Genomic DNA, 20,450 nt, shown 5'->3' on the forward strand with positions numbered 1-20,450 from the left:
TGGCCCGCGACCCGGGCCTGTCCGGCGTCGGGGGTGATGAGGGTGGAGAGGATCTTCACGGCGGTGGTCTTGCCGGCCCCGTTCGGGCCCAGCAGCGCGAAGACCGTGCCTTCGGGGACGGCGAGGTCGATGCCGTCGAGGACGGTCTGGTCGCCGTAGGACTTGCGCAGCCCGTTCGCCGCGATGCCCGGATTCGTCATGGTGGGTGCTCCTCAGAGGCTGCTGGCGGTGATGTCGCCGTAGGCGGTGGTCGCGCGGATGGTCAGGTCGGCGGTGGCGCCCTCGGCGTTGCGGAGGGTGTTGCGGATCCGGCCGTAGGTGGTGCCGGCGTCCAGGGCGGCGGAGACTCCGGCGGCGGCGCCGACCGACACGTCGCCCGCCTGGGTGGTCAGCACGACCGTGCCGCGCACGGCCTCGGCGATCCGGATGTCGCCCTTCCCGGTGCTGATCTCCGCCGAGCCGCCCAGGCGGCCGACCGAGACGTCACCGGCGACGGTGGTGAGGCGGGCGCCCGCGGTCTCGTCGAGCTTGATCGCGCCGTGCGCGCTCTCGACGGTGACGTCACCGAGCCGTCCGACGCCCCGGAGTTCGGCACTGGCGGCCTTCGCCTCGACCCGGGATCCGGCGGGCAGTTGCACCGTCACATCGAGGGAGCCGGAGGGGCCGAGGTACTGGTTCTTCGCCGAGGCCTCGATCCGCAGGACGCCGTCGGCGTACGAGACCGTGGTCTGCTCCGCCACCTTCACGTCCCGGCTCTTCGAGGCGTCCGCGGGCAGGACCTCGACCGTGGTGTCGGCCCGGTCGGCGGCGATGAACCGGACGCGCCCGGCGGGGATGTCGAGGACGGCGGAGATCGGGGCGGGGGTGTCGAACGTCTGCATGGTGCTCTCCTGACTGCTCGTCGTTTCTGACACCGGAAACGCTACGTTGCGTTCAACAACTAGGCAACAAGCTCGTTGCATGCTTTCAAGGTATTAGCAGGTCACAGCGGCATAATCATTGCAATGATGATGCCGCCTAATGCAACATGCCAACTCCGTTCGTTGCAATGAAATGAAGTCGAACGCTACTCTCGACGAGTCGGGGGGAAGCGCGAAGGGAGATCGTGGTGCCGGGAGGCAGGCTCACACAGCAGGAACGTCAGCAGATCGCCATGGGACTGGCCGACGGACTGGCCTACGCGGAGATCGCCAGACGCCTCGACCGTCCGACGTCGACGATCACGCGTGAGGTGATGCGCAACGGCGGCCCCACGGCCTACCGCGCCGACCTGGCCCACCGTGCCACGGAACGCCGCGCCCACCGGCGCAGGCAGGCCACCCCCCGTGCGGCGGAGGCGCCCCCGCAGCCGCACGGACGTGACGCCGAGGCCGTGCGCGAGTACGAGGAGACGCTGACCACCGTCTTCATGCAGTCCGGCACGCCCAAGATGATGGCCCGGGTGATGGCCTGCCTCTGCATCAGCGACACGGGCAGCCTCACCGCGTCCGAACTCGTCCAGCGCCTCCAGGTCAGCCCGGCGTCCATCTCCAAGGCGGTCGCGTTCCTCGACGGTCAGGGCCTCGTCCGTCGGGAACGCGACGAACGCCGCCGCGAGCGCTACATCGTCGACGACGACGTCTGGTACCAGTCGATGATGGCCAGCGCCCGGGCCATCGCCCAGATCGTCGAGACCGCGCAGCAAGGTGTCGGCATCCTCGGCGCGGGCACGCCGGCCGGCGCGCGCCTCGAGAACATCGCCCGGTTCCTCGACTTCGTCTCCGAGAGCACCGCCCGCGCCGCCGACCAGGCCCGCGACATCCTCCACTCCAAGCCCGCGACGACCACGGGCGGCGCCGCCGAGCTCAGGCAGTGACGAAGCGCAACTCCGGGCGCTCCCACGCGGGCGAAAGCCGTCAGAGACCATTACTCGCGGGAGGTGTCGGAGGCCGGGGACGTCCTGGGGCGTCGCACCTCGGCGCGGGGGTGCCAGGCTGGAGGCATGCAGCAGCCGTACGAGCCCCTCAGGACGCCGGACACCTCCCCCCGCGTCCTGGTCGTCGACGACGATCCGACCGTCGCCGAGATCGTCGCCGGGTACCTGGACCGCGCCGGTTACGCCGTCGACCGCGCCGACGACGGCCCCACCGCCCTCACCCGCGCCGCGGCGCACCGGCCGGACCTGGTCGTGCTCGACCTGATGCTGCCCGGCATGGACGGCCTGGAGGTGTGCCGCCGGATCCGCGGCCAGGGCCCCGTGCCGGTCATCATGCTCACCGCCCGCGGTGACGAGGAGGACCGCATCCTCGGCCTGGAGGTCGGCGCCGACGACTACGTCACCAAGCCCTTCAGCCCCCGCGAGCTGGTCCTGCGCGTGGAGTCGGTCCTGCGCCGCAGCAGGCCCGCCGTCACCGGACGGCACCGGCTGGGCGCGGCCGGCCTCACCGTCGACCCGGAGGGCCGCCGCGCCACCAAGCACGACACCGAACTCGCCCTCACCCTCCGCGAGTTCGACCTGCTGTCCTTCTTCCTGCGGCACCCGGGGCGGGCGTTCAGCCGCGAGGACCTGATGCGCGAGGTGTGGGGCTGGGACTTCGGCGACCTGTCGACCGTCACGGTCCACGTCCGCCGCCTGCGCGGCAAGGTCGAGGACGACCCGGCCCGGCCCCGCCTGATCCAGACCGTGTGGGGCGTGGGCTACCGCTTCGACCCGACGGGAAGGGAGGACTGACCGTGCGCGACACCCTCCTCATCGCCCTGTACGCCTTCGCCGGTGCCGCCGCCACCGGCCTGGCCGGAGCGGGCGTACTGCGCCTGATCCGGCGCCGCTCGCTCACCGCCTCGCTCACCGTCGTCGCGGCGGTCGGGGTCGTCGCCATGCTCGCGGGCACGCTCGCCGTCGCCTGGGCGATGTTCCTCTCCCCGCACGACCTGACCGTCGTCACGACGGTCGTCGCGATGGCGGCCGTGGTCTCCCTGGCCACCGCGCTGCTGCTGGGCCGCTGGGTCGTCGCCCGCAGCCGCGCCCTCGCCCTGGCCGCGCGCTCCTTCGGCGACGGCGGTGACTTCGCCGCCCCCGACGGCCCGACGACCGCCGAACTGGAGTCGCTGAGCCGCGAGTTGGCGGCCACCAGCGCCCGACTCGCCGAATCCCGTGAGCGGGAACGCGCGCTGGAGACCTCCCGGCGCGAACTCGTCGCCTGGATCTCGCACGACCTGCGCACCCCGCTGGCCGGTCTGCGCGCCATGTCGGAGGCCCTGGAGGACGGTGTCGCCGCCGACCCCGACCGCTATCTGCGGCAGATCCGCACCGAGGTCGAACGCCTCAACGACATGGTCGGGGACCTCTTCGAACTCTCCCGCATCCACGCCGGCACGCTGTCCCTCGCGCCCACCCGGATGTCCCTGTACGACCTCGTCGGCGACGCGCTGGCGGGAGCCGATCCGCTCGCCCGGGAGCACGGGGTGCGGCTGGTGGGGGACCGGATCGAGCCGGTGCCGGTGGAGGTGGACGGCAGGGAGATGAGCCGCGTCCTGGGCAACCTGCTGGTCAACGCGATCCGCCGGACCCCGGCCGACGGCACGGTCGCCATCGCCGCCGAGCGGTCCGCCGAGGGCGTGGTGCTGTCGGTGACGGACGGCTGCGGCGGCATCCCCGAGGAGGACCTGCCGCGCGTCTTCGACACCGGCTGGCGCGGCACACACGCCCGGACGCCCCCGGCCGGGGCGGGCCTGGGCCTCGCCATCGTCCGGGGGATCGTGGAGGCACACCAGGGCCGGGCCACCGTGCGCAACATCCCCGGCGGCTGCCGCTTCGAGGTGGTACTGCCCGCCGCCGCGTCCTGACAGAGCCCGGGGCGGACAACGCCGAGCACCGCTGACCGGTCACCGGCGGACGTAAGGGTTTCGTCATCGGCCGGACGGCCCACGACACCGGCCGAGCCCGTTGAATGGGAGGGAGACGAAGAACTACCGGGAGGCGGGCGGTATGGGACGGGGACGAGCGGTGCGGATCGGGCCATGGCTGGTGGGCGTGCTCGTGCTGGTGGTCGCCGGAGCCGGCTTCGGGCTGTACTGGTTCCAGCCGTGGAAGCTGTGGCAGGACGAGACGGTGCGGGAAGCGCTGCCCGGGGCCGCGGCCTCCTCGACGCCGCCTGCGGGGACCCCGCCCGACGCCTCCTCCGCTCCGTCCCCGGCCGTGCCGGTGACGGTGGCGACCGGCGAGCTGATCAGCCACGAGCACGCGACGTCCGGCACCGTGAAGCTCGTACGGCTGGCCGACGGCAGCCATGTGGTGCGCCTGGAGGGGCTCGACACCAGCAACGGCCCCGACCTGCGCGTCTGGCTCACCGACGCGCCGGTCAAGGAGGGACGCGCCGGCTGGCACGTGTTCGACGACGGTGAGTACACCAGCCTCGGCGGGCTCAAGGGCAACAAGGGCAGTCAGAACTACACCGTGCCCGACGACGTCGACGTGACCCGGTACAGCAGCGTCAGCATCTGGTGCGACCGCTTCGACGTCTCCTTCGGCGCCGCGAAACTGGCCGCCCCCGCTTGAGGCGGGACCCACGTGTGCTGCCCCGAGGCACTGAATACGTGGCGGGCGTCCGGAGCCGCGCATAAGGTGATCGAATGCTGAAGTTCACCGATGTCATCCTTGACTGCCCCGACCCCTGGAAGCTGGCCGGGTTCTACGCCGAGCTGCTGGGCTGGGAGATCAACACCGACATCAGCACGGAGGACTGGGTCAACCTGCGCAACGACGGCGTAGAGCTGTCGTTCCAGCGGGTGGCGGACTACCAGCCGCCCAGCTGGCCGGGCCAGGAGCATCCGCAGCAGTTCCACCTCGACTTCGAAGTGGACGAGTTCGAGCCCGAGCACCGCCGGGTGACCGAGCTGGGTGCCACCTTCCAGAAGAGCTTCGTCGGCGAGAACGGCTACGGCTGGCAGGTCTACACCGACCCGGCCGGACACCCGTTCTGCCTGTGCCGCAACCCTTCCCAGTCCTAGCGCGACGGGGCGCTGGTGTCCCCGCCCCGGTCTCGGGCGGGGACACGGTCTCTCAGTCGCGCGGTGGGGTCAGTTGGCGTCGACCAGGTCGTGCGCCGGCACGGTGACCGTCCGCTTGCCCGGCTCGCCGCCGAGCACGATCTTCCGCAGGGCGCTGTTGTTGTCGACGTCGGTTTCCTGCAGCCGCTTGTCGGGGTTGGCCAGCACCTGGATGTAGTAGGTGCCGTTGGGCACGTCGGTGATGTCGAACGACTGGCCCGGCAGGTCCTGGGTGTAGGTGTCACCGGATCCGACGTCCAGCACCTCGCGCACGGAGATCGAGTTCTCCTCACCGCAGGCGGTGGACAGGTCGGTGTTGTTCGGGTGCCAGTTGGCGTTCTTCACCGTGTAGTCGATCGCGTCGGTGTTGGCCAGGCAGAACGCTTCCTTGCCGCTGCGCACGGCCTCCTTCTTGTCGGCCTTCAGCAGCCGGTAACTGGCGAAGTCGGTGAAGTGCCAGTGCTCGTGCCCCGGGCGCGGGTCCCACTCCATGGTGCCGGTCGGGGTGTAGCCGACCTGCTTGCCCTTGGCGTCGTAGAAGTACTGGAAGGCGTCCATCTTGTCCTTGCCGGGCGAGCGGAACCCGTCCACCACGAGCTGCGCCGGGCCGGCGTTCCAGACGTTGGCGCTGAACGCCAGGTAGTCCTTGCCGGGGATGTCCTCGGCGCCGTCGGTGACGGTGATGCCGTAGGCCGGCAGCGAGCGCAGGTCCGGCTTGGGGACGTCCGGGACGGAGGGCTTGCCGGTGGGCCGCTTCGACGGCGGTGCGAGAGCGGGCGCCTGACGCGAGCCGTCGGTCTGGCCGCCGCTGTCCCCGGCTCGCGGAGACGGTGCGGACTTCAGCTGCTTCTTCTTCAGCGCCCACGGCAGGGCCGGCGGCGCGGCCTTCAGCGGACCGTGGCCCACGTTGTACGAGGGACCCGCACCGCTCGTCACCGGCGCGGCCGCCTCGGCGGGGGACGGGGCATGCCCCGGGGCGTGACCGGCGTGGGCGGTCGGCGCCTGGTGACCGGCACCGTGCCCGGCGTGTCCGGCGTGCTCGCCGGCCTTCGCGGAGCGGGGCGCCGCCCCGGTGGAGCGCTCTTCGTCCTCGTAGCTTCGTTCCACCACGGTCACCTTGACCGTGGCCTTCTTGTCGGCGATGCCGAACAGGTCGCGGTACTTCTTGGCGACACCGACCTCGGCCGTGTACGTACCGGCCGGCAGCTGGACCGGCTCGGTGTAGGAGCCCCCGTAGGTGTTGGCCGCCCACCCCTTCTCGACGCCCCACACGGAGCCCAGGGTGAAGGGGTTGGTGGGGCAGCTCTCCGGATACTTGGAGGTGGAGGGCGCGTCGGGCCGCACGCGGCCGCTGGCGTTGTTCGGGCAGAAGCTCTCACTGCGGGTGAGGACCTTGTTGCCGGCTTCATCGGTGAAGGTGATCTCCGAGAAGCCGGGCAGCCCGGAGAAGTCCTTCACGGTGCCCGTGGGCAGCTTCTTCGTCTTGGTCTTGCCGCCCTGGAACACGGTCTGGGTGACGGTCACCGGGTCCTTGTAGGACTTCCGGGTCACCTTGAGCTCCAGCGGCGTCCCCTCGGCGATGAGGTAGGTGCCGAGGTCCAAGTACACACCCGGGTCCTCCTTCCAGGTGGTGAGCGTCACCGAGGTGGTCGCCGCGACGAGGCTCAGCTCGGGGCCGGTCGCGGCCTTCGCGGGCTCCTGCGCCGCGGCCACGATGCCGGCCGTAACGGCCGTCACGGCGACGGCCGTGGTGCCGGCGAGCAGCGTACGCCGCAGCCGGGCGGTGCGTCTTGTGGTCATGGATCCCTCGTCCTCCGGTGCTGTGAGAAGGAAGCAGGCGGCACGGCGCGTCCGCGAGGTCCGGGCCGGGGCCGTCACGTGAGGGGCACTTGCTCCGCCCGCGCTGTGAGAGGAACGGACCGGTTGCGCGGTTGTCCGAACGAGGAAAAGGGGGTGGAGGGTTGGCCGAATGCCGTCGTGGTGACGAGATCCGGCTGTCGGCGCGGGCACTCCTCACCCGGCTGAACCGGTCCTCGGTCGCGAACCCGTCCCGTCGGTGCTGTGGTTGAAGGCTCCGTCTGTCAGGACGGGCACGATCGCGCTGGCGTCGAGTTCGGTCGCGATGAGCACATCATCGGCGAACCCGCTCCGGACCAGTTCAAGGCCCGAAGAACAGGCAGCCACGGCATCCGCGACATCGAGAGTCCGGGTGAAGCATGCCTGTGCGGCGACCGCCTCGGGGGACAGCGGGCCAACGCCTCGCGACGTCAGTTCGTCGATGATCGCCCCGGCACCCAGCAAGTCCTCCACGGCAGGTCGCAGGCTTCCGTCCGGCCACCGCTCACCGGCAGCGATCACCGCGAGGGGACGTTCCACCGTTCCGTAGCCGCGCCGGGCCAGCCACCGCCCGACAGCTGTGGCATTACGCAGACAGCCCGCCACCACCGCGGAATCGCCTGCCGCCGCGGCGATGGCTGATCCGTTCGGTGAGGGCAGCACGAGGCGGGGAGTGAACGGGGCTTGCCGCAGTCGTGCCGGCGACAGCGACCACGGTGAAGCCGAAGTGACGGCGCGCCGCCCGACGGCCAGCGCCGCTGTCTTGTTCCGGGCGAAGGTGGACGCCGACTCGTCACGCCAGGCATAGGGAAAGACCTGGGTGCCTGCCTCGACGGCGACGGTCACGGATGTCGTGAAGGACAGCACGTCGACCACCACCAGGCACGCGACATCCGGCGCCAACTGTCGGGCACCGGTGGGGCCCCACTCGAATCGGACTCCGTACTCCTGCTGCAGGAACCAGTCGCTCATGGTGGTCGAGTGTCCACCTGCTGACGCTCGACCGCTCGGGGATCGAGGCGCAGCACCTGGGCGAGGGCTGGTACGTGGACCTTCAGCCGCGTGCGAGGAAGTCGCTGATGAGCTTCAGCCACTCCTCGGGGCGTTCGACGAAGGGCAGGTGTCCGGTCGGGAGTTCCGCGATCTCGGCGTCGGGGATGGCGGCGGCGAGCTGCCGCTGCAGGGCCGGGGAGATGAGCGGGTCGGCGGTGGTGACGACGACGAGCGTGGGGACGGCTATGCCGGCGAGGTCGGCGCGGACGTCGACCCTCCGCACCAGATCGACGTGGTCGCCGGTGCCGGAGGGGAGGGTGAGCGCGACCTGTTCCGCGGCGGCCTGGACCTGGGCGGGGGCGAGGAGGTTCAGGGCTGCTTCGCTCAGCGTCATCAGGTTCAGGTACTCCGCGAGAACGCTGTGCTGACCGGATTCGAACAGCTGTTGCCAGATGGATGCGACCAGGTCGGTACGGGTGTCGGTGTGCGCGAAGGTGGCGCTCAGCACGAGTGAGGTGACGCGCTCGGGGTGACGCGTGGCGAGGCGGATCGCGACGGGTCCCCCGAGTGAGAACCCGCTGACCGCGAACGTGTCGAGCCCCTCGGCATCGGCCGCCGCGACCAGCTGTCCGGCCAGCTCGTCGATGTCGAGGGGGCTCTGGGTTTTCGGCGTGGCGCCGGTGCCGGGGTAGTCGACTCCGACGACGGTGTGCCGTGCGGCGAGTCCCTCCATGATCGGCCCGTAGTTGGCCTCGATGCCGCCGCCCGCGCCGTGGGCCAGGAGGAGGCCGGGGCCGGTGCCGCGGACGGTGCGAGCGAAGGCGGCGGAGCTGGAAGCGGTCATCAGGAGTTCCTTCCGTGACGCCGGCCGGCTCTGTCCGGCCGACTTGCTTTAGCGATCGCTAAAGTTGCGAGGCCGTCGACGATAGCAGAGTGGCTTTAGCGGTCGCTACAGATTCGCGGTAGGCTGCGGTCATGAGCAGCGGAAACACCCCGGCCAAGGCCGCGCCCAGGCGGAGCCGGCGCGCCTTCGACCGCGACAAGGCCCTGGCCGTCGCGCTGCGGGAGTTCTGGACGCACGGTTACGAGACGACGTCCGTCGCCTCGCTCACCGAGGCGATGGGGATCAACCCGCCGAGCCTGTACGCCGCCTTCGGCGACAAGCGCCAACTGTTCGACGAGGCGGTCCAGCTGTACATGCGCCGCCACGGAGCCCGTCTGGAGCAGGGCGCGGACGCCCGCTCCGCCCTCGCCACGCTGCTGCGGAGCCTGGCCGCCGACTACACCGACCCCAGTCACCCGCCGGGCTGCCTCATCATCACCGGGGCGACCAACTGCGCGCCCGGCTCGCAGGACGTGAAGGCCAAGCTGCGGGCCATGCGTGAGGAGACGAAGGCTTCGATCGCCGCCCGCATCCGCGCCGACATCGACGCGGGGCTGCTCGCCGCCGACGTGGACGCCGACGGGTTGGCCGCCTTCTATGCGGCGGTCGTCCAGGGGATGAACCAGCAGGCGTGCGACGGAGCAGGGCGAGAGACGCTGGAGCGGGTGGTCGACGCGGCAATGGCGGCCTGGCCGGGCACGCCGGCCCGGTCAGGACCGGCATCGGTGCCCTCACCCACCGAATGACCACCTGATTCCCGCCGGTGGCCCCGCGCGGAGAACCCGCCCGCGCTCCTCGGTCCGGTTACGACGTCCCCTGGGCCATGTCCCCCGAAGACGTGGCCTCGGCACCTGGATGTCGCCCGTCCAGCCGGGTGAGCCTCGGCGGGCGTCAAGCACCGCGCTTGCGGCCGAAGGATGTTCTGCCGTTGCGCCGCACCATGGAGACGGTGGTGGCCAGACGCCCGCGCCGCAGGTCGGGTTCGAGCCCGGCTCCCAGTCGGTGCAGCTGATCGGCGTGCCAGTTGAGGTCGAGGACGCCGTCGAGTGTCTTGAGGTCGGCGATCTTGCCCAGTACGCGGCGCATCCCGTAGCGCATCCGGTGTGCGACGACCGCTTCGGCCCGCCCCGTGAGGATCACGTCGGCGGCGTCGGGCGTAGTGACGGCGGGGCGCCCGATGCCGACGACGTCGCATTCGCCCTCGGCGACGGCGTCCGCCATCGCGCCACGCGAGCGGAAGCCGCCCGTCACCGCCAACGGGATGTCGCCCACCAGACCGCGCACGGTGCGGGCGTACTCCAGGAAGTAGGCCTCGCGGGCACGCGTCGACGCCACCGAGACGCCCGTCATCGCCGGCGACTCGTAGTTGCCGCCGCTCACTTCGATCAGGTCGAGTCCCTCCTCGGCCAGAGCCGCGACGACCGCGCGGGACTCCGTCTCCGTGAAGCCGCCGCGTTGGAAGTCGGCCGAGTTGAGCTTGACGGAGACGGCGAAGTGCGGTGACACCCGTGCCCGTATGCGACGGACGATCTCCAGGACGAAGCGCATCCGCCGCTCGGCATCGCCGCCCCACTGGTCGTCACGCCGGTTCGACAGCGGGGACAGGAACTGGTTGATCAGGTAGCCGTGAGCTCCGTGGACCTGGACTCCGGCGAAGCCCGCCGCTTCGCACACTTCGGCCGCGGTCGCGAACCGCTCGATGATGTTCTCGATCTGCGCGGACGTCAGCTCGCGGGGCTTGGCGGCGCCGGGAAGTGCGAGCGGTATCGGGCTGGGCGCGACCGGCGTGTGCCCGAGTGCGAGCGGATTGGCCTGGCGTCCCGGGTGGTTGAGCTGCACCCAGGTCGGAATGCCGGCCTCCTTGGTCGTCGCCGCCCAGCGGGTGAGCAGGGCGAGGTCGCGGTCGTCCTCGATGACGACGTTGCCCGGCTCCCCGAGTTGGCCGCGGTCGACCATGACGTTGCCGGTGATGATCAGTCCGTACCCGCCCTTGCTCCACGTCCGGTAGAGCTGTTCGAGGCGAGGGCCCGGGGCGTTGCGCTTGTCGGCGAGCCCTTCGCTCAACGCGGCCTTCATGATCCGATTCGGCAGCACCTGGCCGTTGGGCAGGGTCAGGTGGTCGTGAAGAGAGGTCATGGGGGACATCTTTCGATCAGGCGGGTGTGTGGCACAGACAGGCGTGTGCGGGCCGGCGCTTGTGGCTGACTGGCATCGGCCGGCTCGGCTCGGTGCGGTGAACGGACGTGCCTGCGGGCACGCCTGATCGGCGCATCTCATCTGACCGTGCGGACGGAGGGTGTGCGGCCGGCTTGGTCTCAGCCGTTCTCGGGCGCCATCGAGACGACGACCTTGCCGGCCTTGGTGCGGCCCTGCTCGACGTACGCCATCGCCTCGAGCGTCTGGTCGAAGGGGAAGGTGCTGTCGATGACCGGGCGGAGCTTCCCGCTGTCGTAGAGGGCGCCGAGTTCGCGCAGCTGGGAGCCGTTGGCCTGCATGAAGAAGAACTCGTAGCGCACGCCCAGCGCCTTGGCCCGCTTGCGGATCTTGCGGCTGAGGGTGTTCATGACCACGCTCATGACGGAGGGGGCGCCGAGCTGCTCGGCGAAACCGGCGTCGGGCGGGCCGACGACACTGACGGCCAGGCCGCCGGGCTTCAGCACGGTGAGCGACTTCTCGAGGTTCGCCCCGCCCACGGAGTCGAGCACCAGGTCGTAGTCCGAGAGCACCGTGGAGAAGTCCTCTTGGGTGTAGTCGACGACGACGTCGGCGCCGAGGCTCCTGACCAACTCCTCGGACCTGCTGTTCGCGGTCGTCGCCACCGTGGCGCCGAGGTGCTTGGCGAGTTGGATGACCGTCGACCCGAGGCCGCCGGCGCCGGCGTGGACGAGCACCTTCTGCCCCGGCTTCACGTGCGCCCGCTCGACGAGGACCTGCCAGGCGGCCAGGGCCACCAGCGGCACCGCCGCTGCCTCCTGAAGCGTGAGGGAGGCCGGCTTGGGCGCGACATCGTCCGCGTCGATCGCGATGAACTCCGCGAAGCTTCCGATCCGTAGGTCGCGCGGCCGGGCGTAGACCTCGTCGCCGACCTCGAAGCCGCGTACGGCGGAGCCGACTCGCGTCACGACACCGGCCACGTCGTGGCCGAGCACGAACGGGCGCTTGTACTTCAGGAGCTGCTTGAACTCCCCGTTGCGGACCATCTTGTCCAGCGGGTTGATGCTGGCGGCGCGCACTCTGACCAGGACGTCGCGCTCTCCGACGGTGGGCTCGGGTACCTCTGCGGCGCGGGCGCCGTCCTTGCCGTACTTCTCGACGACGAATGCCTTCATGCCGGCCGCCTTGTCTGCGTGGGTGTCTCGGTGGTGACGCTAGTAGCTGAGTATAGGAAAGTAAACCCAGGTGGGGCTAGAATCGCCCTCATGGATGCGAGGACCGAAGCTCTGCAGGACGCCGGCGTGGACCCCCGTCTCGACCGGGACACGTCGAACTGCTCGATCGCCCGGACTCTGGAGGTCGTGGGCGAGAAGTGGACGATCCTGATCCTGCGCGAGGTCTGGTACGGCTCGTCCCGCTTCAACGAGTTCGAACGCGTCCTCGGCTGCCCTCGCAATCTCCTCGCGGCGCGGCTTCGGATGCTCGTGGAGGAAGGGATCCTGGCCACCGAGACCTACAAGGAGCCGGGGGCGCGGAGCCGGCCCAAGTACGTGATCACACCCAAGGGCATGGATCTGGTCCCGGCCGTGATGGGGCTCCTGCAGTGGGGCGACCGCTACCGCGCCGACCCGGAGGGCCCGGCCATGCTGACCCGGCACCGTGGATGCGGCGCGCACGTCGACGCCCAGGTCCGCTGCGGCCGGGGCCACGCCGTACAGCCGCAAGACATCGAGAGCATCCCCGGCCCCGCCTTTCGTCTGAAGCCCGCCGAGTGAACTGAGCACAGTGGCACCAGGAGCTCTTGGGCCTCAGCCTGCCGGGCTGCGCTCGCTCCGTCAGGCCCGGGCCAGGTTGGCCGGGACGCCGCGCCCCGGACCGCTCCGGCGTCTCACGAGAGTGCCCCGTGCAGGAAGACCTCCACCAGCTCCTGCGGGGTCAGGTCGGGCTCGTCGTCCGTGCGCGGCTGGGTGAAGAGCAGCCCGATGAAGAGGGCCGCGATCTGCTCCGGCGGCCGGCGCAGGCCGGCTTTGTCGGGCTCCAGCAGCTCCGCGAGGGCCGCGCGGATACGGGTCGTCGACTCGTTGCGGCCCGCGCCGCGCACCGTGCCGGGGTGCTTGCCGCCGCGATGCCCCAGCGAGCCGAGGATCGCGCCCATCCTGTCCATGTGTGCCTGCAGCGCCTCGGCCGCCTCCGCGAGCCGGCCGGGCAGCGGCTGGGGCACGTCGATCGCCTCGAGCTCGCGGACCGCGTGCTCGGGGGAGAGCGCCTCGGCCATGCAGGCCTGCAGCAGTTCGTCCTTGTCGGTGAAGACGCGGAAGATCGTGCCCTCGCCGATGCCGGCGGCGCGGGCGATCTTCGCGGTCGTCACGGCGGAGCCGTACTCGGTGATCAGCGGGATCGCGGTCTGGATGATCATTTCCCGGCGCTGCTCCGGCGACATGGCGGGGGCGCGGCGGCGGGCGGTCTGGTTTTCCTTGGGTGAGTGAGTCCTCACTCCGCTCAGTCATCCCTGTGGGTCGTCGTGCGGCGGCAAGGGCCGAATCCCTCGGGTCAGACCTCGTTGTCGGGCCAGCCGAGCAGCCGGGCGCCGATCACGGCGGTCTGCAGGGTGTAACGGTGGACGGGGTCGGCCGGGTTGCTGCCGGTGAGCTTGTGGATGCGCTCCAGGCGGTAGGTCAGGGCCCGCACGCTCAGCCGCAGCCGGCGTGCCGCCTCGGCGGCGGTGCACCCGGAGTCGAAATACGCGGTGAGGGTGTCGAGGAGGTGCTGCGCACCGCCCCGTGCTGCCTGAAGCGGGCCGAGGACGCTGCGCACGAGCTCGGCCATGGCCTGCCGGTCGCGGGTGAGGACGGGGTAGACGAGCAGGTCGGCGGAGCGCAGCACGGGTTCCTCCAGGTCCAGGCGGTCCGCGAGGTCGAGGGCGTTGAGGGCCTCCTCGTACGAGTGGACGACACCGCCGGCCCCGGGGTGGGCGCGGCCGATGGCGACCCGGCCGCCGTCGGTGGCCGCGTGGGCCTGTTTCGCGAAGAAGGCCAGGACGTCGTCCTGGTCGCCGGGTGCGATGCAGATCAGCCGGCCGTCCTTGGTGGTGAGCAGGATGTGGCGTTCGCCGAAGCGGGCGACCAGCGCGCTGTCGACGTGCCGGGTCGCCGGGTGGGTGTCGTCGACGGGCGTGCCGCTCTGGGCGACGGCGACCGCGTGGGCGCGGGAGAGGAGCAGGCCGAAGCGTTCGGCGCGCTCGGCCAGGCGGCCCAGGTCGCTGCGGCCGTAGAGCAGGTCGTCGACGAACTCCCGCCGGGCGGCCTCCTCCTGCCGTACGGCGAGTTTCTGCGCTCGCTCGTGTCCTTCGGCGAAGGCGTCGACCGCCTGCTCGACGGCGGCGAGTACGTGGTCGATTCCTGCGGGGGAGAGGGTGGGCGACAGTTCGCGGGCTGCGGACAGGTGCCGGCGGACCAGGGCGCGCAGCCCCAGGCCCGCTTCCGCGGCATGTTCCCCCCTGGCACGCAGGGACTCCAGCTCCTCCCGGGTCAGGCGTCGGCCGGTGGCGCAGACGTCGGCCAGGATCCGGGCGTACCCCTCCAGGTACTCGTCGGGTACCGCTGACCGTGCCACACGCCCTCCTGGGTCTTCACGCCGCCTGTGTTCTCCTGCCGCACAGCGGACCACAGTGACAGACGTCCGGCCGCGCCCGCGCTCCCGGGGCCTCACCGAACGCCGCCCGCACGTTCGGGCCGTCCGTGGCCCGTCAGAGCGGCGAAGCGGTCCCGCTGCCGCTGATCGTCCAGGTCCACGCTCTCGTACGGATACCGAGGCCACAGCGGGCGACCGTCGATCCAGGGGACGACAGTGGGAGCGTCGTCCAGCCAGCCCCGCAGTTCCAGGGTTCCGGCCGGCGGCGGCATGCCTTCCCACGGGTGTCTCGGAGCGCCGGGCGGATTGACCTCGACGCAGGCCTCCGGCAGGTCCCCGGGACCGCCGTGAACGGAGAACAGAACGAGGACCAGCCCGTCGTCGAGGCCCGGCAGCAGGACGTAGCGTTTGGGCACGGGAACCGGTGCTCGGGCAGCACGGTGCAAAGTCCTCACCACGGGCACCGCGCGGAGCGCCAGCCTCCCGGACCGAAGGGCGTTGAACGCCGACAGCGCCCCGACGAACAAGGGGACCGAGTTGCTGTTGAGCCCTCTTCCCCAGAGCCACCAGAGCAGCAGCATCGCGACGGCGAAGGCCGCGCTGACCGCGGTGGGCCGTACCTGCGAGATCTCCAGCAGAACCCGCACCCGCCACCAGGGAACGACGCGGACGTCGGGTTCCCGCCGGTCGCCAGGCCCATCCCTGCCGGGAAGGCGCAGACGGTGGGCGGCCTGGGCCAACGCCGCGTAGGACAGATCCAGGTCCTGCCCCCGAGCTGCCGCGTCAACGGGGAGCTGCGGCGGTGTGGGCCTGCTCAGCAGCCCGTGCCGTACGGCGGCTTCCGCGTCCCTGCGGCGCAGGCGCCTGGACCGCGTGGGACGTACCCGGAGCAGGTGCTCCCCGCCGGGCGGCGCGATGACCCCGCCGGTGCCGGGGTCTCCGGCCCACCACAGCACCCCACCCGGTCCGGGATCGGCCAGGTGATGACGCGGCGCCATCGTGCGGACGGACAGCGGGATCAGGGTGTCCGTCACCGGATGGCGCAGGACCACGCGTGGCGGGCCCTGGCCTGTGGGGATGGAGACCGCCCCGCAGGCCATCCACGGGTGCGCAGCCACGGCGTGCCGCATACGGCGTGAGGTGACGAGTGCCGCCACTCCGACAGCGGCCGCGGCAGGACCGCACACGACACAGAACCCGGCGAGTGCGGGGAGCCAGCCGACGCCGGCCTCGTCGACGCCGGGTCCGAAGGCCAGCCCGATGAGGGCGGCTGTGATCCCCGTCCCGACCCAGCGCCAGGCCCGCCGACGGTGGTCGGCGACTGCCCGCGCGGTCGCGGGGAGCGCGAGCGCGGTCGTCGTGTGCGTGCCGGGGTGTACTTCAGGCATATGGACCCCCCGTGTCTTCGTGCGTCCGCTGGTCGAAAGGTGTCGTGCCGGGCGTGCCCGGCAGGGCATCGGGGGTTCAGGAGCCCGGCGGCTCGATGCCGCAAGGCCCCTGAACCGGTCCTGTCGGCCTCAGCCGATCTGGATCTTCCCGTTGGCCTCGGCAGCCTGCGCCGTGGGCTGCGTTCCGCCGCCGCCTTGTGTGATGCCCTTCAGCAGCTCGGCGAGGTCGAGGAGTTCGACGCCCTGCGCGACGTTGTCGGCGACCGTGCGCGAGAGCTGGCTCGCGCCGTCCGTGGAGATGACGGTCATCTTGTCCACGGCGCTCAGCGGCTCGGACGCCTTGGCCACCACCTGCGGCAGCACCTCCACCAGCATCTGCAGCACAGCGGCGTCGCCGTACTGGGCGAAGGCGTCGGCCTTCTTCTGCATCGCCTCGGCCTCGGCCGCACCCTTGGCGCCGATCGCCGCCGCGTCGGCCTCGCCCTCCAGCCGGACCGCTTCGGCGATGGCCGCGCGCCGGGCCTTCTCGGCCTCGCCCTGCTTGAGCCCTTCGATGGCCTGGGCGTCGGCCAGCGCGCTGCGGCGCTGCTTCTCGCCCTCACCGGTCAGCCGGGCCCGCTCGGCCTCCGCCTGCGCGGCCGCGATGCCAGCGGCCTTTTCCGCTTCGGCCTGCTTGACCCGCGCCACGCGCTTGGCCTCGGCCTCCTGCTCGGCGGCGTAGCGCTGGGCATCGGCCGGCTTGCGGACCTGGGTGTCGAGCTGGCGGTCGGTCAGCGCGGCCTGCCGCTCGGCGACCTTCTCCTGCTGGGTGAGGATCTCCTGCTGCCGGGCCGCCTCCGCGAGCGGTCCGGCGGCGGCGGCGCGGGCGGCGGCCTCGTCGGTCTCGGCCTTGATCTCGGCCTGCTTGAGGTAGAAGGTCCGCTGGGCGACCGCGATCTCCTCCTCGGCCTTCAGCCGGGCCTGCTCGGCGGCACGTCGGGCGACCGCCTCGGCGATGTCGGCCTCCTGCTTGGCGCGGGCGGCTTCGGGCCGGCCGAGGTCCTCCAGGTAGGAGCCCTCGGTGGTGATGTCCTGGATCTGGAAGGCGTCCAGCACCAGTCCCTGCCCGGACAGACTGGCCTCCGCCTCCTCGGCGACCTGCCCGGCGAACGCGGCACGGTCACGGATGATGTCCTCCACCGACATCCGGCCGACGATCGCCCGCAGGGCGCCCGACAGCACCTCCTGCGTGAAGCCGACGATGCCGTCCTGCTGCATCAGGAACCGCTGTGCGGCGGCCCTGATGGCGTCCTCGCTGCCGCCGACCTTGACGATGGCGACACCCTCCAGGTTGGCCTTCACCCCGCGCAGCGTGACCGCGCCGCGCACGGCCACCGGGATGTGCCGCGAGGACAGGTCCAGGGTGAACTTCTGCTGCACGAACGGCACGACGAAGACCCCGCCGCCGACCACGACCTTCTGGCCGCTGTTGTCGGTGAAGATCCGGCCGGTGTCAGGATCGGTGGCCTTCTTGCCGCGCCGCCCCGTGACGATGAACGCCTCACTCGGGCCGGCGACCTTGTACCGGCTGACGACGACCAGCGCGATCAGCACGAGGAGTACGACGACTCCTCCGACCGCGATGACGACAGAACTCATGGTGTTGTCCCCTCAGCCCTCCCTCAGGACGGCGTTCGGTAAGGGTGTGTGAAAGTGAACGGCGCGACGGCACGGCCGGAACGCCGCCGGAAGGAGTGAGCGGCTCCGCCGGGTCAGCGCTCCACCGGGCGGACGGACACCGCCGACTGCGACAGCGCCTGCTCGACCCAGACCTCGGCTCCCCGCGCCACGGGGACCGGGCTCTTCGCCGAGAGCTTCACCGGCTGTCCGGCCCGGCGCACCAGCACCTCGCCGTAGCCACCGGCGGGGATCGCGGTCACGACCGAGCCGGACGCGCCGACCAGATCGTCGTCACGCGGGGCGGCTCCGGAGGAGTCACCCATCAGCGCCCGGCTCAGGCGGTAGGCGAACCAGCCGGTGAGGACACCGGCCGGCACCCCGATCAGCGTGGCCCCGACCGCGCCCAGCTCGGTGGTGCCCAGGACGATCGCCCCGGAGAAGCCGAGCATGGACACGAACCCGGCGATCGCGGGCAGCGACAGCAGCCCGTCGAGCAGGCCGTCCAGCGCGGCGACCCCGTCGAGCAGCCCCTCGAGCACGCCGTCGAGGACGAACGACAGGGCAAGGAGGACGACCCCCGCAATGCCGAGCCCCAGAAACCAGGCCATCCGCGCGCACCGCCTCTCCTCGCGCTCCCCCGTTGTCGCAAGCATCGTCACACGCGGACGCCGGAGGGGACATTGCCTGGTTCCGGCAATCTTTACGCGTTTTTGATGCCGTGCCCTGAACAGTCGGACGGTCAGCCACGCTGGGGCCCGTCGACGCTCTATGACGCCGTGTCAGGAACCTGTACCGTTCCCAGCGGTGTGCCGGGAAGTCTGGTCGGCGATCTTCACAAGAGAAGGCGGAGCAGGTCTGCGCCGCGTCCCCCACCCGACCCGGAGGAGCCGTACGGCATGCTCACCTTCCCCCAGCCCGCACGAGATGTGCCGCGTCCCGAGCGCATGATCGTCTGCGGTGACGACGCGCTCGCCGAACGACTGGCCGCCGAACTCGCCACGGTGTACCGGGAGCGGGTCACTCTCGTCGTACCGCCCTCACGACGGCCCGGCGCCGGAACCGGCAGGACACGCGCCGCCGCACTGCTCGGCCGGGTGCAGGCCACGATGAACCGCGCCACGGCCCCGGCCGGCTCCGGCGACCCCGCCACGGCCCATGTCGTCGAGGCCGCGGAACTCGACGAAGCCACCCTGGCCGAGGTGGGCGTACGTGAGGCCGCCGCGCTGGCGCTGGTCCATGACGACGACGAGACCAACATCCGCGCCGCGCTGGCCGCCCGCCGCCTCAACCCCCGGCTGCGCCTGGTCATCCGGCTCTACAACCGCAAGCTCGGCCAGCACCTGGAGGACCTCCTCGACCAGGCCGCCACCCTCGCCGTCCCCGGCCTCGACCCCGAAGCCCTGGACACCTCCACCACCGTCCTCTCCGACGCCGACACCGCGGCACCCGCGCTCGCGGCCACCGCCGTCGCGGGCACCAGCAAGGTCGTCCAGGCCGACGGCCTGCTGCTGCGCGCCGTGGAACGACCCCCGCCCGGCCACGGCCGGGTCGCCGATCCCGGCCTGTGCACGCTTGCCCTGCTGTCCTCGACCACCAACGACCCGGCCGGAGCGGACGGTTCGGACACCAGCGGCCGAGAGGCGCCCGTCCTCCTGCCCGACGACGACACGGTCGCGGCCGCCACCGGACACGGCACGGTGGTCCTCGAAACCGTCACGCACACCCCCTCCGGTTCCGCGGCGCGACGGCTGGCAGGGCGCGGACTGCCGTTGGGGTCCCTCTTCTCGCGCCGGCTGCGCTGGTCCCTGGCCGGGCTCGTGACCAGCGTCCTCGGCGTGGCCGTCGCGACCTGGCTGACCGGCGGCGACCGTTCCGGCGGCCCCACCGGCCTGCTGCACGCCTCCTACCTCACGTTGCTCGACCTCTTCGCGATCGGCGACCCCGCGCTCGACGAATCCCCCGCACGCCAGGTGCTTCAGCTCCTCGCCGGCCTGGCCGGTCTGCTGCTGATGCCGGTGCTGCTCGCGGCCGTCCTGGAGGCGCTCGGCACCTTCCGCACCGCCTCCGCGCTGCGCCGGCCACCACGCGGACTGTCCGGGCACGTCGTCCTGCTCGGCCTCGGCAAGGTCGGCACCCGTGTGCTGGCCCGGCTCCGAGAACTCGACATCCCCGTGGTGTGCGTGGAGGAAGACCCCGAAGCGCGCGGTATCCCGCTCGCCCGCCGTCTGCGCGTCCCCACCGTCCTCGGGGACGCCACGCAGGAAGGCGTGCTGGAAGCCGCCAAGATCCACCGCTCGCACTCCCTGCTCGCCCTCACGAGCAGCGACACGACGAACCTGGAAGCCGCCCTGTACGCACGCTCCGTCAAACCGGACCTGCGGGCGGCACTGCGGCTGTACGACGACGACTTCGCCACTGTCGTCCACCGCACCCTGCGCACCGCCCACCCACGGGCCCTCACCCGCAGCCGCAGCGTGTCCAGCCTCGCGGCCCCCGCCTTCGCCGGAGCCATGATGGGCCGACAGGTTCTCGGCGCCATACCCGTCGAACGCCGCGTGCTGCTCTTCGCCGCCCTCAACGTAGCCGGACACCCGCACCTGGAGGGACGCACCATCGCCGAGTCCTTCCGCCCCGGGGCCTGGCGCGTCCTGGCCCTCGACACGGCGGAACCGGGCGAGCGCCTGCCCGACCTCGCCGCCACTCCGGCGCACGACGGCGCGAACCGGCCCGGCGGACTCGTGTGGGATCTCCACCCCGGCTACGTCCTGCGGTCCGAAGACCGCGTGGTCCTCGCCGCGTCCCGCCAAGGGTTGGCGGAACTCCTCGGCCGGCATCCGCGGCCCAGGGCGCGAATCACCGACGCCTGACGAGGCATCGGC

The 20,450-nt window shown here is 71.6% G+C and carries 20 protein-coding genes; 8 read left to right on the forward strand and 12 right to left on the reverse strand.

The window, feature by feature from the left end:
• Together ABZ386_RS37385 and ABZ386_RS37390 are read right to left on the reverse strand one after the other, a co-directional pair.
• Positions 1–200: ATP-binding cassette domain-containing protein (locus ABZ386_RS37385; RefSeq protein ID WP_356505102.1), on the reverse strand; the 200-nt coding region annotated here is incomplete at its 3' end.
• 12 nt (positions 201–212) lie between these two features.
• Positions 213–881 (reverse strand): DUF4097 family beta strand repeat-containing protein, encoded by a 669-nt coding sequence (locus tag ABZ386_RS37390; RefSeq protein WP_351347502.1) that lies wholly within the window; start codon positions 879–881, stop codon positions 213–215.
• A 227-nt stretch (positions 882–1,108) separates the two neighbouring features.
• Between ABZ386_RS37390 and ABZ386_RS37395 the strand changes: the two genes are divergently transcribed.
• The 5 genes from ABZ386_RS37395 (at position 1,109) to ABZ386_RS37415 (ending at position 4,989) form a co-directional block, all read left to right on the forward strand.
• Positions 1,109–1,855, forward strand: a complete 747-nt coding sequence (locus tag ABZ386_RS37395; protein WP_356618135.1) for a helix-turn-helix domain-containing protein — start codon at positions 1,109–1,111, stop codon at positions 1,853–1,855.
• A gap of 126 nt (positions 1,856–1,981) precedes the next feature.
• Positions 1,982–2,710 (forward strand): response regulator transcription factor, encoded by a 729-nt coding sequence (locus ABZ386_RS37400; protein ID WP_351347498.1) that lies wholly within the window; start codon positions 1,982–1,984, stop codon positions 2,708–2,710.
• A 2-nt stretch (positions 2,711–2,712) separates the two neighbouring features.
• Complete coding sequence (locus ABZ386_RS37405) at positions 2,713–3,825, forward strand: HAMP domain-containing sensor histidine kinase (RefSeq protein WP_356505106.1); 1,113 nt, start codon at positions 2,713–2,715, stop codon at positions 3,823–3,825.
• A 142-nt stretch (positions 3,826–3,967) separates the two neighbouring features.
• On the forward strand, positions 3,968–4,537 hold the full coding sequence (locus tag ABZ386_RS37410) for a DM13 domain-containing protein (protein ID WP_356505108.1): 570 nt from the start codon (positions 3,968–3,970) through the stop codon (positions 4,535–4,537).
• Between the two features lie 74 nt (positions 4,538–4,611).
• Positions 4,612–4,989 (forward strand): VOC family protein, encoded by a 378-nt coding sequence (locus ABZ386_RS37415; protein WP_351347493.1) that lies wholly within the window; start codon positions 4,612–4,614, stop codon positions 4,987–4,989.
• A gap of 69 nt (positions 4,990–5,058) precedes the next feature.
• Here the strand turns inward: ABZ386_RS37415 and ABZ386_RS37420 are convergent, their stop codons facing one another.
• The 3 genes from ABZ386_RS37420 to ABZ386_RS37430 form a co-directional block, all read right to left on the reverse strand.
• Entirely contained in the window at positions 5,059–6,828 is a 1,770-nt protein-coding gene (locus tag ABZ386_RS37420) for a lysyl oxidase family protein (RefSeq protein ID WP_351347491.1), read from the reverse strand.
• 213 nt (positions 6,829–7,041) lie between these two features.
• On the reverse strand, positions 7,042–7,836 hold the full coding sequence (locus tag ABZ386_RS37425) for a 2-phosphosulfolactate phosphatase (protein ID WP_358968055.1): 795 nt from the start codon (positions 7,834–7,836) through the stop codon (positions 7,042–7,044).
• An 82-nt stretch (positions 7,837–7,918) separates the two neighbouring features.
• On the reverse strand, positions 7,919–8,701 hold the full coding sequence (locus tag ABZ386_RS37430) for an alpha/beta fold hydrolase (RefSeq protein ID WP_356505114.1): 783 nt from the start codon (positions 8,699–8,701) through the stop codon (positions 7,919–7,921).
• A 131-nt stretch (positions 8,702–8,832) separates the two neighbouring features.
• On the opposite strand from ABZ386_RS37430, the gene ABZ386_RS37435 reads away from it, so the two are divergent.
• Positions 8,833–9,486, forward strand: a complete 654-nt coding sequence (locus tag ABZ386_RS37435) for a TetR/AcrR family transcriptional regulator (protein ID WP_351347485.1) — start codon at positions 8,833–8,835, stop codon at positions 9,484–9,486.
• 145 nt (positions 9,487–9,631) lie between these two features.
• Here ABZ386_RS37435 and ABZ386_RS37440 read toward each other — a convergent pair whose 3' ends face one another.
• Positions 9,632–10,876 (reverse strand): NADH:flavin oxidoreductase/NADH oxidase family protein, encoded by a 1,245-nt coding sequence (locus ABZ386_RS37440; protein ID WP_356505116.1) that lies wholly within the window; start codon positions 10,874–10,876, stop codon positions 9,632–9,634.
• Between the two features lie 179 nt (positions 10,877–11,055).
• Entirely contained in the window at positions 11,056–12,069 is a 1,014-nt protein-coding gene (locus ABZ386_RS37445; protein WP_355717451.1) for an NADP-dependent oxidoreductase, read from the reverse strand.
• A 90-nt stretch (positions 12,070–12,159) separates the two neighbouring features.
• Here ABZ386_RS37445 and ABZ386_RS37450 point away from each other — a divergent pair, with 90 nt between their 5' ends.
• Positions 12,160–12,669 carry a helix-turn-helix domain-containing protein gene (locus ABZ386_RS37450; RefSeq protein WP_358968059.1) on the forward strand — a complete coding sequence of 170 codons (510 nt, stop codon included), beginning with the start codon at positions 12,160–12,162 and terminating at the stop codon, positions 12,667–12,669.
• Between the two features lie 113 nt (positions 12,670–12,782).
• Here ABZ386_RS37450 and ABZ386_RS37455 read toward each other — a convergent pair whose 3' ends face one another.
• The 5 genes from ABZ386_RS37455 to ABZ386_RS37475 all read right to left on the reverse strand — a co-directional run bounded on the left by ABZ386_RS37455 (position 12,783) and on the right by ABZ386_RS37475 (position 18,179).
• The gene (locus tag ABZ386_RS37455; RefSeq protein ID WP_358968153.1) at positions 12,783–13,310 is read right to left on the reverse strand and encodes a TetR/AcrR family transcriptional regulator; all 528 of its coding nucleotides are present in this window, start codon (positions 13,308–13,310) and stop codon (positions 12,783–12,785) included.
• A 134-nt stretch (positions 13,311–13,444) separates the two neighbouring features.
• On the reverse strand, positions 13,445–14,506 hold the full coding sequence (locus tag ABZ386_RS37460) for a helix-turn-helix domain-containing protein (protein ID WP_351347475.1): 1,062 nt from the start codon (positions 14,504–14,506) through the stop codon (positions 13,445–13,447).
• 92 nt (positions 14,507–14,598) lie between these two features.
• Positions 14,599–15,912, reverse strand: a complete 1,314-nt coding sequence (locus ABZ386_RS37465) for a hypothetical protein (protein ID WP_358968062.1) — start codon at positions 15,910–15,912, stop codon at positions 14,599–14,601.
• A gap of 129 nt (positions 15,913–16,041) precedes the next feature.
• Positions 16,042–17,550, reverse strand: a complete 1,509-nt coding sequence (locus ABZ386_RS37470) for an SPFH domain-containing protein (protein ID WP_358968065.1) — start codon at positions 17,548–17,550, stop codon at positions 16,042–16,044.
• A 113-nt stretch (positions 17,551–17,663) separates the two neighbouring features.
• Positions 17,664–18,179 carry a hypothetical protein gene (locus tag ABZ386_RS37475; protein WP_351347469.1) on the reverse strand — a complete coding sequence of 172 codons (516 nt, stop codon included), beginning with the start codon at positions 18,177–18,179 and terminating at the stop codon, positions 17,664–17,666.
• A 336-nt stretch (positions 18,180–18,515) separates the two neighbouring features.
• On the opposite strand from ABZ386_RS37475, the gene ABZ386_RS37480 reads away from it, so the two are divergent.
• Complete coding sequence (locus tag ABZ386_RS37480; protein WP_358968156.1) at positions 18,516–20,438, forward strand: NAD-binding protein; 1,923 nt, start codon at positions 18,516–18,518, stop codon at positions 20,436–20,438.
• Positions 20,439–20,450: the final 12 nt, after the last annotated feature.

Origin of the sequence: Streptomyces sp. NPDC006140 (assembly GCF_040628815.1) — a bacterium.
Lineage (GTDB): Bacteria > Actinomycetota > Actinomycetes > Streptomycetales > Streptomycetaceae > Streptomyces.